We start from the raw sequence: 13,006 nt of genomic DNA on the forward strand, positions 1-13,006 counted from the left end.
TCCGTCACGTCCCGACCCTAATGCGGAACGCGAATGTCCGTTGCCGATCGGCCACAGCTGTTGCACAATGGGCACGGAGTGTTGAGGATGGAATGACGCTGGCTGAAGCGAACCTTGCCGACGATGACAGCGAAAGCTGGGGAGACCGACGGCGCGTCAGCGTTCGCCGTGGCGCTTCGCTCATCATTCTGACGTTGATCGTCGCGCTGGCCAGTTTTACCGTTCTCACCGGGCTGACGCCGATCGACCCCGATCGCAATACCACGATTGTTCTCATCGTCATCAATCTCGTTCTTGTCGGTCTGCTGGTCTGGCTGATCGGGCGTGAGCTGGTTCGCATTATCGCCGCGCGCCGCCGTGGTCGGGCAGCCGCCCGACTCCATGTGCGCCTCGTCGCGCTTTTTGCGCTGGTTGCCGCGCTGCCCGCCATTATGATCGCGGTCTTCGCCTCCGTGACGCTGAACATTGGACTGGATCGCTGGTTCGAGATTCGCACGCGGACCATCATCAATTCCTCGCTTGCGATTGCCGATGCGTATGTCCGCGAAAACGCGGCCAACCTTCAGGGCACGACGCTGGCCATGTCCGAGACGCTCGACAACAACCGTACGACCTTCATCCTCGACAAGACCGGTTTCCGAGCGCTGATGACACGGCAGGCGCAGGGCAGGGCGCTCGCTCACGCAGCGTTGATCGACTCCACCGGCGCATTCGTCATGCAGGCGGAAACGACGGCTAGTTTCGCCATGCCGATCCCACCTCAGGAGGCGGTGGACCGCGCTGCGGACGGCATGCCGGTGATGATCGAGCCGCGATTGCGAAACATTGTCGGCGCGATCATCAAATTGCGCGAACTGGAAGGGCTCTATCTCTTCACCGTGCGCCTCGTCGATCCGCAGGTCATTCGCGCGCGCCAGATCGTCGGGACCAATGTGGGCGAGTACCGAACGCTCGAAGCCAACAGGGCGACGTCGCAAATTGCTTTCGGCCTGCTTTATCTTGGCGTTACGCTGGTTGTTATTCTGTCGGCCATATGGACGGGTATTGCCGTCGCCGACCGGCTGGTCCGGCCGATCCGTCAGCTCATCGGCGCGGCCGACGAGGTCAAGGCCGGTAATCTGCGCGTCACCGTGCCTGTTCGGCCGGAGGATGGCGACATGGCCAATCTCGGACAGACCTTCAACGAGATGGTTCACCGCCTCGATAGCCAGCGCAACGATCTTCTGGAAGCCAATCACCAGGTCGATGAACGCCGCCGCTTCTCCGAAGCCGTGCTTGCCGGCGTGACGGCGGGCGTGATCGGCATCGATGAGGATGGGCATATCACCATCGCCAACCGGGCAGCGCGCCGAAACCTCTCCATCGGTGGCGATGCGATCGGCAAGAACCTCTCGCATGTGCTCCCAAGGATCGGCCGGGTTTTCGAAATCGCCCGGCGGTCGGGCCGACCGGTTTTCCGCGATACGGTCACCTTCATCCGCGGCGGTACCGAGCGTACCTACAATGTCCGGATCACGATGGAGGAAGCGGGCGAGGACAGCGAACATTCCTGGGTCGTGACGGTGGATGACATTTCCGATCTGGTGCAGGCGCAGCGCTCCACCGCCTGGGCCGACGTTGCCCGCCGCATCGCCCACGAAATCAAGAATCCGCTGACGCCGATCCAGCTATCCACCGAACGCATTCAGCGACGATACGGCCGCAAGCTAACCGAGGACCGGGAGGTCTTCGATCAATGCACCGAAACCATCATCCGTCAGGTCGACGACATCAAGCGCATGGTGGACGAGTTCTCCGCATTCGCGCGCATGCCGAAGCCGCAGATGGAACTGTCGGATCTGCGCGACGTGTTGCGCGAGGCGACTTTTCTGGTCGAGGTGAGCCGCGACGAGATCGAGTTCGAACTGGCGCTCGGCGACGACCCTCTGATGGGAACGTTCGACCGCCGTCTGCTCGGCCAGGTTTTTGGCAATCTCATCAAGAACGCCGCCGAGGCCATCGATACGGCCCGCGGTACGGAGCCGGACCTGAAGGGCGCCATTCGCGTCGAGGCGGAGCATCGCGGGGAAATGATCGAGGTTCGTGTGCTGGACAATGGCTGCGGCCTGCCCGGGGCGGACCGCCAGAAGCTTTTGGAGCCCTATATGACCACCCGCGTGAAGGGGACGGGGTTGGGGCTCGCGATTGTGAGAAAGATTGTCGAGGAACACGCAGGAGGGCTCGGTCTTCACGACGCGCCAGCCAGGTTCCACGGCGGCCGGGGGGCTATGATTGTAATCCAGTTACCGGCGCGGGATGTCGAAACGCCCCCCGCCCGAACCAATGCCGAGGTGAGTGATGCAAGCTGATATTCTAGTCGTTGACGATGAGCAGGACATTCGCGGCCTTGTCGCAGGGATTCTCGACGACGAGGGACATGAGACACGGCAGGCGCACGACAGCGACAGCGCGCTTGCTGCCATCAATGATCGGGTGCCGCGCCTGATCTTTCTCGACATCTGGCTGCAGGGCTCCAAACTGGATGGGCTGGCGCTGCTGGACGACATCAAGAAGCTGCATCCGAACCTGCCGGTCGTGATGATATCGGGCCACGGTAATATCGAAACAGCGGTTTCGGCTATCAAACGCGGTGCCTACGACTTCATTGAAAAGCCGTTCAAGGCCGATCGGCTTCTGCTGATCGCGGAACGCGCGCTGGAAGCCTCCAAGCTGCGCAGTGAAGTCGACCAGTTGCAGAAACGCTCCGGTGAAAGCGTGGAACTGATCGGCCAGTCCTCCGCGATGAACGCGCTGCGCGCCACCATCGAGCGCGTCGGTCCGACCAATAGTCGCGTCATGATCGTCGGATCGTCGGGCGCCGGCAAGGAAAAGACCGCGCGCGCCATTCATGCCGCGTCGACCCGGGCCAACGGGCCGTTCGTCACCATCAATGCCGGCGCGATGACGCCCGAGCGCATGGAGATCGAACTGTTCGGCACCGAGAGCAATGGCGGCGAACGAAAGGTCGGCGCGCTCGAGGAGGCCCATCGCGGCACGCTCTACATCGACGAAGTCGCGGACATGCCGCGGGAGACGCAGAACAAGATCCTTTCGGTTCTGACCCATCAGCAGTTCGAACGTGTCGGCGGCGCGCGCCGGGTCAAGGTCGACGTGCGCATCATTTCATCGACGTCGCAGAATCTGGAGGCCATGATCGCCGAGGGGCTGTTCCGCGAAGACCTCTATCACCGTCTCGCCGTCGTTCCCGTCGAGGTGCCGTCTCTTGCCAAACGACGCGAAGATATTCCCTATCTGGCGGAGTATTTTATGGGGCAGATCGCACGGCAGACCGGTATCAAACCCAGGCGCATCGGCGATGACGCCATGGCGGTCCTGCAGAGCCATGACTGGCCGGGCAATGTCCGCCAACTGCGGAACAATATCGAACGGCTGATGATCCTGGCGCGAGGCACTGACGGCCAGGATGTCGTCAGCGCGGAAATGCTGCCCGCGGAGATCGGCGATATGCTACCGAACACCCCATCGTCATCGGAAACTCACATCATGACCCTACCGCTTCGCGAGGCGCGTGAAATGTTCGAACGCGATTACCTGGCCGCGCAGATCAATCGTTTTGGCGGCAACATTTCCCGTACGGCGGAATTTATCGGCATGGAACGCTCCGCGCTTCACCGGAAGCTGAAATCACTGGGCGTATAAGGGCGGCTTTTTTCGATGCGCATCATTATTTGCGGCGCCGGGCGCGTCGGTTACGGCATTGCTGAACGGCTATCATCGGAAGAACACGATGTGACCGTGATCGACACGGCGGTCGATCTGGTCCGTCAGGTTCGCGACACGCTCGATGCAAGGGGTGTGGTCGGCCACGGCTCCCACCCGGACATTCTGGAGCAGGCGGGTGCGGCCGACGCCGATATGATGATCGCCGTCACGCTCCACGACGAGGTGAACATGGTCGCCTGCCAGGTGGCGCATTCGCTCTTCGAGGTGCCGACCAAGATCGCCCGCATCCGCGCGCAATCGTACCGGCAGGGGCCTTATCAGGATCTTTTCTCACGCGATCACATGCCGATCGACGTGATCATTTCGCCGGAACAGGAAGTCGGCGAAATGGTGCTGCGGCGCATCGCCATTCCCGGCGCGACGGATGTTGTGCGCTTTGCCAATGACAATGTGGTGATGGTGGCCATCGAATGCGCGGAAGAGTGCCCCGTGGTCAATACGCCCCTTAGCCAGCTGTCCGATCTGTTTCCCGATCTGCGCAGCACGGTGGTCGGCATCCAGCGGGGCGACCGTCTCTTCATCCCCCATTCCTCCGACCAGATGTATGCCGGCGACACAGCCTACGTCGTTGCCGATACTTCTCAGGTCAAGAGAACCCTGGCATTGTTCGGACATGAAGAGCCGGCAGCGCGGCGAATCGTGATCGGCGGGGGTGGCAATATCGGCCTCTATGTCGCCAAAGCCATCGAGACACGCGGAACCGGGGCTCGCGTCAAGATCGTGGAGGCCGATCGCGAGCGCGCCTCGCTGATCGCCGATCAGTTGCGCCGGACCGTCGTGCTCCACGGCAGCGCGCTCGATCAGAACCTGCTGGTCGAGGCCGATATCGCCGATGCCGATCTGTTCGTGGCTCTTACCAATGACGACCAGGTGAATATCCTGTCCGCTGTGATGGCCAAGCGCGTGGGATGCGGCTCGAACCTCGTTCTGATGAACAATCCGTCCTATCACGAATTTTCGCGCCTTCTCGGCATCGACGCCTATGTCAATCCGCGTTCGGTGACGATCAGCCGCGTGCTCCAACATGTGCGCCGCGGGCGGATCCGGGCGGTCCATTCGGTACAGAAGGGAGCGGCGGAGATCATCGAAGCCGAGGCCCTCGAAACCTCGCCACTCGTGGGCAGACCGCTTCGAGAAGCGAACCTTCCAACAGGTGCGCGGATCGGCGCCATCTACAGGGACGGCAAGATCATCCGCCCGACGGGTGAAACAAAGATCAAACCGGCTGACCGGGTCGTTATCCTTGCCATGCAGGAAGCGGTTCGGGACGTCGAACAGGTGTTCCGCGTCAGCCTGGAATTCTTCTAGGCGAGCGATGTTTCTGCGGCCAAACTATGCGACAGTTGCGGAGAGTGCGGCAGTTTGGTAACCGCGCAGACCGAAGCCGATCTGTTGTCCGGGCAGTGAAGCGATTATCATAAACCGGATCACGGGGGACACTGGCAGAAATGCAGTGATAAGAAATGGCAGATCGAACGCAAAATCTTCAGGACCTTTTTCTCAACACGGTCCGCAAGAACAAAACGTCGCTGACGATCTTTCTGGTCAATGGCGTCAAACTTACCGGTGTGGTGACATCTTTCGATAATTTCTGTGTCTTCCTTCGACGCGACGGCCACTCTCAACTTGTCTACAAGCATGCTATTTCCACTATTATGCCCAGCCAACCCGTGCAGCTCTTTACCGGCGAAGTGGATGAAGGCTGATTGACCGACCATACCGAGGACGATGACGGCGAACAGCCCCAGAAGGGACCGGTCGCCTTTCAGATCGTCAATGACGATGCGCCGACGCGCGCCATCGCCATTACGCCGGTTCTTCCCGCGCATACAAAGGATAAGGCCGGCGAAAGCACCGAGGGTGAAGCGCGGCGCGCGCCGGACGCTCGACAGGCCGAGACGACGGGTCTGGCCCGCGCGATCGGGCTCGACATTCGCCATAGCGAAATTGTCGTGGTCAACCGACCCCGTCCTGGAACGCTGATCGGGAGCGGCAAGATTGCAGAGCTGGCCGAAATCGTTGATGAAACCGAAAGTGAGGTCGTTATCGTCGACCATCCGCTCTCGCCGGTTCAGCAACGCAATCTCGAGCGCGAACTGAAAGCCAAAGTGCTGGACCGGACGGGTCTGATCCTCGAAATCTTCGGTGAGCGGGCCCGGACGAAGGAAGGCACGCTGCAGGTCGAACTGGCGCATCTGGAATATCAGCGTGGACGGCTGGTCCGATCCTGGACGCACCTCGAACGGCAGCGCGGCGGCGCCGGCTTTCTCGGCGGACCAGGCGAAACACAGATCGAGGCGGATCGCCGTATCCTTCGCGAAAAGATCGCCAAGCTGAAGCGTGAACTGGAGCAGGTGCGCCGCACGCGCGAACTGCATCGCGCCAAGCGCCGAAAGGTGCCCTATCCGATCGTCTCGATCGTCGGCTATACAAACGCTGGAAAATCTACTCTATTCAATACGTTGACCGGGGCAGGGGTGCTGGCTCAGGACATGCTGTTCGCCACGCTCGATCCAACGCTTCGCCGCCTCAAACTGCCGCACGGCACCGATGCGATCTTTTCCGATACCGTCGGGTTCATTTCCGAACTGCCGACCCATCTGGTCGCGGCGTTCCGGGCAACGCTGGAGGAGGTTGTCGAAGCCGATCTCGTTGTTCATCTACGCGACATGTCCGATCCCGACGCCGCGGCCCAGGCCGAAGATGTCGCGGCCATTCTTACCGATCTGGGCGTGCAGGTGGATGACGACCGCAAAGTGTTGGAAGTCTGGAACAAGATGGACCGGCTCGCGCCCGAAGATCGCGGCAAGCGCGAAGCGCAGGCGGCGGCCAGCAATATCGTTGCCATTTCGGCCGCTGAGGGCAGGGGGATCGACGAGCTTCTGCGCGCTATCGAAGAGCGGCTTGCCGGAGCGATTCGGACGGTGGACCTGACGCTTTCACCCGCCGAACTGCGCCAGCTCGACTGGATCTATTCCAATGGGGACGTCCGTTCGCGGACCGACGAGGAGGATGGATCGGTCACGTTCGAAATCGCCATGACGGGCGAAGCAATGGCGGCGTTGCAAAGGCGGCTAGAACGCGCATTTTGACAGGCCAGCCGTTCAGCTGTGGACGCTAACGTCCGCGCTTCTCATGCTCTTTCGCCGCCTTCCAGGCTGCTTCCATCTCATCCAGCGTTGCGTCCTTCAACGATGAGCCCGCGTTCCGCAATACCCGCTCGACGAAGGTCAGTCGCCTGATGAATTTGCGGTTCGTGCCGCGTAACGCTTCTTCCGCATCAACCTTAAGATGGCGGCCGAGATTGACGAGCGCGAAGATCACATCGCCAAGTTCGTCCTGCCTTTCGCCTGCATCACCGTTTTCGATCGCCGTGCGAAGTTCATCGATTTCTTCCTCGATCTTGTCGAGGACCTCGGCAACGTCCGGCCAGTCAAAGCCGAACGAGGCAGCGCGCTTCTGCAACTTTTCCGCGCGTATCAGCGCGGGAAGGGCGCTTGGAACCTCGCCGAGCGGACCGTTCGGCGCTTCCGTCGGCAAACCGGCCGCCAGCTTCGCTTGACGCTTTTCGGCGCGTTCTTCCGCCTTGATGGCATCCCATACGGCGTTCACCTCTTCCACCGGCCTCGGCCCGGCATCGCCGAACACGTGGGGATGGCGACGGATCATTTTCCGGGACACCGTCTCGACGACATCTTCGAAGGCGAACGCACCAGCTTCTTTCGCCATCTGCGCATGATAGACAACCTGCAGAAGCAGATCGCCCAGTTCATCCTTCAAATCCACCATGTCGTCGCGTTCGATAGCGTCCGCGACCTCGTAGGCCTCCTCGATCGTGTAGGGCGCTATGGACCGAAAGTTCTGCTGAACGTCCCAGGGGCAGCCGGTTTCCGGATCGCGCAGCCGCGCCATAATGGTTAGCAGGTCTTCGATGTCTTTGGTAGCGATCATGGCCCTGTCCGCTTTTCCGGTTCCGTAGAGGTAGCGTGAGGAAGGCTGACCGAAAGGCGTTTTCACGATAAAGCCTCTCCATCCACAGTTAATGACAGGCAGAATCGTGACAGGCATCATTCTATCGATCGGCGGACTGTTCGGCCTTCTCGGCGTCGCCGCCGCAGCCTATTCCGCGCATGGGTCTGCCGACAGCCGGCTGACATCCGCGGTGGCGCTCATCCTGCTGGCGCACGCTCCGGCGCTGATCGCGCTCGCCGGCCATCTGCCACGCTCGAAGATCGTCGCGCTTGCCATCGCTCTGATCGTGGTCGGCGCCACGCTCTTCTGCGGCGACGTGATGCTCAAGGCGCTCGGTCGGGACGGGCTATTCTGGCGCGCCGCGCCGACCGGCGGCCTTGCCCTAATGGCGGGATGGCTGGCGGTGATCGTCAGCGGCTTTGTGCAGCGGAGCTGATCTGATAGCGTCGGCACAAGAATAACAAGGGTTTGCACACTTCCATGGCTTTGACCGAAAACTTCGCCAGCCGGGCATCCGAGATCGCTGAATGGCGTCAGGATCTTCATGCACACCCCGAACTGCTGTTCGACGTGCACCGAACGGCCGGTTTCGTGGCCGAGCGGCTCGGGGCTTTTGGCTGCGACGAGGTGGTGACGAGTATCGGACGGACGGGCGTGGTTGGGGTGATCCATGGGCGGAACGGCTCTGGCGGCCGGACGATCGGCCTTCGCGCGGATATGGATGCGCTGCCGATTACCGAGACGACCGGCGTATCCTGGGCCTCCCGCATCTCCGGAAAGATGCATGCCTGCGGCCATGACGGCCATACCGCCATGCTGCTCGGCGCGGCGCGCGAACTTTGCGATGGACGCAATTTCGCCGGCACTGTGGCGGTCATCTTTCAGCCGGCTGAAGAAGGCGGGGCGGGCGGGCGCGTCATGGTCGAAGACGGTCTGATGGAGCGCTTTGGCATCGAGCAGGTCTTCGGCATGCACAATCTGCCGGGTTTGCCAATCGGCCAATTCGGTATCCGAACCGGCGCCATCATGGCGTCCGCCGATTATCCGGACATCGAGATCGTGGGGAAGGGAGGCCACGCCGCCATGCCCCACACGACCGCCGACCCCATGGTGGCCGCGGCGCAGATGATCCTGTCGATGCAGACGATCGTCTCGCGCAACACAGACCCTCTGGAGGCCAATGTCGTCTCGATGACCAAGCTGTCGGCGGACAGTTCGGCCTTCAACGTCATTCCCGAGCGCGTGCAATTGGGCGGCACGGTCCGTACGCTCTCACCGGCCGTGCGCGACGACACCGAAGCCGCCATTCGTCGTGTCGTCGATGGCGTGGCCGCCGCGCATGGCGTTCAGGCGACATGCCGCTACCGGCGCGGCTATCCGGTGACGGTGAACGAAGCCGGCGCCGTGGAAATCGCCATCGCCGCCGCCCGCAAGGTCGCCGGACACGAAGAGGTGATCACCGATCACCCGCCGATGATGGGCGCGGAGGACTTCGCCTATATGCTGGAGGCACGGCCGGGCGCTTACATCTTCATCGGCAATGGCGACAGCGCGGGCCTGCACAATCCGAATTACGACTTCAACGACGACGCCATCCCGCATGGCGTTCGCTATTGGGTGACGCTGGCCGAAACAGCGCTGGCGATCTAACCGGACAGCAAGCGCCTCTCATCGAAGCACGATTGATCGCGCCTTTATCCCAATGGCGATCAAAGCGGCGGCTCATTCAAGACATCTCGAACAACGCGTTTGGTGATGAGGGGCGCCACACTCCTTCCGGCATCGCATCTCCATTTAATTGGCATAATATTGGTTATGGAACTAAATGATCGACGCAAGTCGTTGGATGGGCACGGATTGTACCGTCACTTCGTCGATGGTGGATCGGAACCAGGATCGAAAAGCCAATGATGGTGAAGCGATACGAGCCGATGCCCGTCCAGTTCACGCTGTCGGCATCGTCGTCCGGCAGTCGGGTCGAATGGCTCAGTCGGTTAGCGGCAGTTCGACGACGAGCCCGTCATAGCCAGGTTCGACATGGTCCGGCGTCTCGGCCATCACCGTGTCGTAATCGAGCGGCGTGTGCATATGGGTCAGCACGGCGCGTTTCGGCTTCAGGCGATCGACCCATTCCACCGCCTGCTCCAGGCTGAAATGGCTTGGATGCCGGCGATATTGGAGCGCGTCGATCACTAGCAGGTCGAGGCCGTGCAACTGCGCGACGCTTTCCTCCGGCCAGGCCGACACATCCGTGCAATAGGCCATGGGCCCGATGCGAAAGCCGAGAGAATGGATCGAGCCGTGTTCCTGATAGAGAGGCAGAAACGGGATCGGGCCGCCATCGCCCTCGATGGTGAAGTGCCGTCCCGGCGCGATCTCGTTGCGTCGCAGAATGGGCGGATAAGCCGATCCCGGCGGCGTCTCATAGACATATTGGAAGCCATCGAAGATGCGCGCGAAGGTTGCATTGTCGGCATAGCTCTCGATCAATGCACCCTGCGTCAGCCAGTATCCGCGCAGATCGTCGATGCCGTGCAGATGGTCGGCATGGGCGTGGGTATAGACCACGCCGTGCAGCTCCGTGACGCCAGCCGCGATCATCTGCTGGCGGAAATCGGGACCCGTATCGATCACGACCGTGGTCGTCTGTCCGTCATCGGCGATGCGCTGGATGAGCGCCGCGGCCCGCAACCGGCGGTTCTTCGGCTGGTTCGGATCGCATTTTCCCCAGTCGCCATTCAGGCGTGGCACGCCGGGCGATGAGGCGCATCCAAGCATCGTGAACCGCAGTGTCGCCATGAGATCAGACGGCCTCCGGCAATGGCGGCATCTTACTGAAGCAGCGCAGACAGTTCTGCGTCGTCATCTCCGCCATCCGCTCCGGATCGACGCTATGGCACTCGGCCAGAACCCGATTGGTTTCAGCGACATAGGACGGCTCATTGGTCTGCCCGCGCCAGGGTTGCGGCGCAAGATAGGGTGCGTCGGTCTCGACGAGCAGCCGGTCCGGGGGCAGATCCGCCGCGATGGATCGCAACTCGTCGGATCGCTTGAACGTCAGAATACCGGAGAAGGATACATAGCCGCCCAGTTCGATAGCGGTTTCGGCCAAGGGGCGACCGGCTGAGAAGCAGTGCATGATGAAGGGGAAGGGCCCCTTCCCGCTTTCTTCGCGAAGGATCGCGGCAATATCGTCATCGGCATCGCGGGCATGAATGACGAGTGGCAGACCGCTCTGCCGGGCGGCGTCGATATGGATGCGGAAGCCGCGTTCCTGATCGTCGCGCGGCGCATTGTCGTAGAAGTAATCGAGGCCCGCTTCGCCAATCGCGACGCATTTCTCATGCGCCGCATGTCGCAGAAGATCGTCGACCGTGATGTCGGTTTCCTCCGCCGCCTGGTGCGGATGGGTGCCGACGGAAAAATAGATCTCGCGATGAGCCTCGGCCATGGCGCGTAGCGTATCGATACGCCGAACACGGGTGCAGATGGTTACCATCCGCCGAACGCCGGCGTCTTCGGCTCGCGACAGAACGCCCGCGAAGTCGTCCTGGAACTGCGGGAAATCCAGATGGCAATGGCTGTCGATCAACGTCACCGGGCTCACGCCCCCTTCCCTGCCGCTTCATCCTGTTCGACGAAACGCGGGAAGACGCCCTGCGGTTTCGGCAGCGGTACGCCGGCCTTCAGTTCATAGGCGACATCGACATGGGCGAAGTCGCGTTCAGTCTCGGGCACGGCCAGAAGATCGAGCAGCTTGCCGGCGGCCTCCGGGATGACGGGCTGGGCCAAGATTGCCAGAATGCGCAGCGTCTCGGCGGTCGTCCAGAGCACCGTCGCCATGCGGTCGGGGTCGGTCTTCCTCAGCGCCCAGGGTTCCTGGCCGGCGAAGTAGCGGTTGGCTTCGGAGACCGCGCCGAAAATCGTACCGAGCGCGGCATGTATCCGCTGATGCGCCATCGCCTCACGCGCTTCCCTCAACGCCCCCCTCGCCTGCTCCAGCATGGCCGTGTCGGCTGCGGTGAGTTCGCCGCGCTTCGGCACCGCGGCGTCGCAATTCTTGCCGATCATGGAGAGCGAACGCTGGGCGAGATTGCCCAGATCGTTGGCGAGATCGGCATTGATCCGCGCCACGATGGCCTCGTGGCTGTAGGAGCCGTCCTGACCGAACACGGTTTCGCGCATCAGGAAGTAGCGCAGCTGATCGCGGCCATAGGCTTCGACGAGGTTGAATGGGTCGACGACATTGCCGACGCTCTTGCTCATCTTCTCGCCCTTGTTGAGCAGGAAGCCGTGGGCGAAGACGCGTTGCGGCAGCGGAACGCCGGCGCTCATCAGAAAAGCGGGCCAGTAGACCGCATGAAAGCGGATGATGTCCTTGCCGATAATATGGACATCGGCCGGCCAGAACGGCCAGTTCTCATCCGTTTCGTCCGGATAGCCGGCAGCGGTGAGATAGTTGGTGAGCGCGTCCACCCAGACATACATCACATGGTCCGGATTGCCGGGCACCGGCACGCCCCAGTCGAAGGTCGTGCGGCTGATCGACAGATCCTTCAGACCGCCCTTGACGAAGCTGACGACCTCGTTGCGCCGTTCGGCCGGACCGATGAAATCCGGGTTGTCGCGGTAATGCTCCAGCAGCTTGTCCCCATAAGCCGACAGGCGGAAATAATAGCTCTCCTCCTCGACCCATTCGACAGGCGAGCCGAGCGGTTCGCGGCGGACACCGTCTTCGCCCAGAGTGGTTTCCTTTTCGTCGAAGAAAGCCTCCTGGCGAACCGAATACCAGCCGCCATAGGTATCGAGATAGATATCGCCATTGTCTTCCATCCTGCGCCAAAGCGCCTGGCAGGCCTCGCGATGGCGGTCTTCGGTCGTGCGGATAAAATCGTCGTTCGAACAACCGAGCATCTCGACCATACGTCGGAAGACCGCCGAATTCCTGTCGGCCAGTTCGATCGGTTCGATCCCCTCGCCTTCAGCCGTTTGCTGCATCTTCTGGCCGTGCTCGTCGGTTCCCGTCAGAAACATGACCTTTTTGCCGTCGAGACGCTGGAAGCGCGCCAGAACGTCCGTCGCAACGGCGGTGTAGGCATGGCCAATATGGGGAACGCCGTTCGGGTAAAAGATCGGCGTGGTTATGTAGAAGCGATCGTCGCTCATGGTCTCTCTCGGTTCCGGAGCCGGTTTTCGGCTCGGCGTTCAGATAAAGCAAGGCTTGCCTGCTGGAAAGGCTTACTATGGCTTG

11 protein-coding genes are annotated in these 13,006 nt (G+C 61.5%); 7 read left to right on the top strand and 4 right to left on the bottom strand.

Annotation, left to right across the window (positions count from 1 at the left end):
- Nucleotides 1–92 precede the first annotated feature (92 nt).
- The 5 genes from B7H23_RS12660 to hflX all read left to right on the top strand — a co-directional run bounded on the left by B7H23_RS12660 (nucleotide 93) and on the right by hflX (nucleotide 6,875).
- Nucleotides 93–2,348 carry a sensor histidine kinase NtrY-like gene (locus B7H23_RS12660; RefSeq protein WP_094077843.1) on the top strand — a complete coding sequence of 752 codons (2,256 nt, stop codon included), beginning with the start codon at nucleotides 93–95 and terminating at the stop codon, nucleotides 2,346–2,348.
- Nucleotides 2,338–3,699 (top strand): nitrogen assimilation response regulator NtrX, encoded by a 1,362-nt coding sequence (gene ntrX, locus B7H23_RS12665; protein ID WP_094077844.1) that lies wholly within the window; start codon nucleotides 2,338–2,340, stop codon nucleotides 3,697–3,699. The genes B7H23_RS12660 and ntrX overlap by 11 nt, the downstream gene beginning before the upstream one ends.
- Before the next feature lie 15 nt (nucleotides 3,700–3,714).
- The gene (gene trkA / locus B7H23_RS12670; protein WP_094077845.1) at nucleotides 3,715–5,091 is read left to right on the top strand and encodes a Trk system potassium transporter TrkA; all 1,377 of its coding nucleotides are present in this window, start codon (nucleotides 3,715–3,717) and stop codon (nucleotides 5,089–5,091) included.
- A gap of 155 nt (nucleotides 5,092–5,246) precedes the next feature.
- Nucleotides 5,247–5,489: an RNA chaperone Hfq gene (hfq, locus tag B7H23_RS12675; RefSeq protein WP_094077846.1), complete on the top strand. Its 243-nt coding sequence runs from the start codon at nucleotides 5,247–5,249 to the stop codon at nucleotides 5,487–5,489.
- Between the two features lie 63 nt (nucleotides 5,490–5,552).
- Nucleotides 5,553–6,875, top strand: coding sequence for a GTPase HflX (gene hflX / locus B7H23_RS12680; RefSeq protein ID WP_094078371.1), 1,323 nt, complete (start codon nucleotides 5,553–5,555; stop codon nucleotides 6,873–6,875).
- Nucleotides 6,876–6,900: 25 nt separating this feature from the next.
- Here the strand turns inward: hflX and mazG are convergent, their stop codons facing one another.
- Nucleotides 6,901–7,734: a nucleoside triphosphate pyrophosphohydrolase gene (mazG, locus tag B7H23_RS12685; protein WP_094077847.1), complete on the bottom strand. Its 834-nt coding sequence runs from the start codon at nucleotides 7,732–7,734 to the stop codon at nucleotides 6,901–6,903.
- A gap of 106 nt (nucleotides 7,735–7,840) precedes the next feature.
- Between mazG and B7H23_RS12690 the strand changes: the two genes are divergently transcribed.
- Both B7H23_RS12690 and B7H23_RS12695 read left to right on the top strand, forming a co-directional pair.
- Nucleotides 7,841–8,191 carry a DUF423 domain-containing protein gene (locus tag B7H23_RS12690; RefSeq protein ID WP_240535101.1) on the top strand — a complete coding sequence of 117 codons (351 nt, stop codon included), beginning with the start codon at nucleotides 7,841–7,843 and terminating at the stop codon, nucleotides 8,189–8,191.
- Between the two features lie 44 nt (nucleotides 8,192–8,235).
- On the top strand, nucleotides 8,236–9,405 hold the full coding sequence (locus B7H23_RS12695; protein WP_094077849.1) for a M20 aminoacylase family protein: 1,170 nt from the start codon (nucleotides 8,236–8,238) through the stop codon (nucleotides 9,403–9,405).
- 336 nt (nucleotides 9,406–9,741) lie between these two features.
- Here the strand turns inward: B7H23_RS12695 and B7H23_RS12700 are convergent, their stop codons facing one another.
- Genes B7H23_RS12700 through metG form a run of 3 tightly spaced genes read right to left on the bottom strand, consistent with a single transcriptional unit; the run spans nucleotide 9,742 to nucleotide 12,921 of the window.
- Complete coding sequence (locus tag B7H23_RS12700) at nucleotides 9,742–10,554, bottom strand: MBL fold metallo-hydrolase (RefSeq protein ID WP_094077850.1); 813 nt, start codon at nucleotides 10,552–10,554, stop codon at nucleotides 9,742–9,744.
- 4 nt (nucleotides 10,555–10,558) lie between these two features.
- Entirely contained in the window at nucleotides 10,559–11,362 is an 804-nt protein-coding gene (locus B7H23_RS12705; protein ID WP_240535102.1) for a TatD family hydrolase, read from the bottom strand.
- Nucleotides 11,359–12,921 (bottom strand): methionine--tRNA ligase, encoded by a 1,563-nt coding sequence (gene metG / locus B7H23_RS12710; protein WP_094077851.1) that lies wholly within the window; start codon nucleotides 12,919–12,921, stop codon nucleotides 11,359–11,361. Before metG ends, B7H23_RS12705 begins: the two co-directional genes overlap by 4 nt.
- Nucleotides 12,922–13,006 lie beyond the last annotated feature (85 nt).

The organism is Notoacmeibacter marinus (genome assembly GCF_002238045.1).
GTDB lineage: Bacteria > Pseudomonadota > Alphaproteobacteria > Rhizobiales > Rhizobiaceae > Notoacmeibacter > Notoacmeibacter marinus.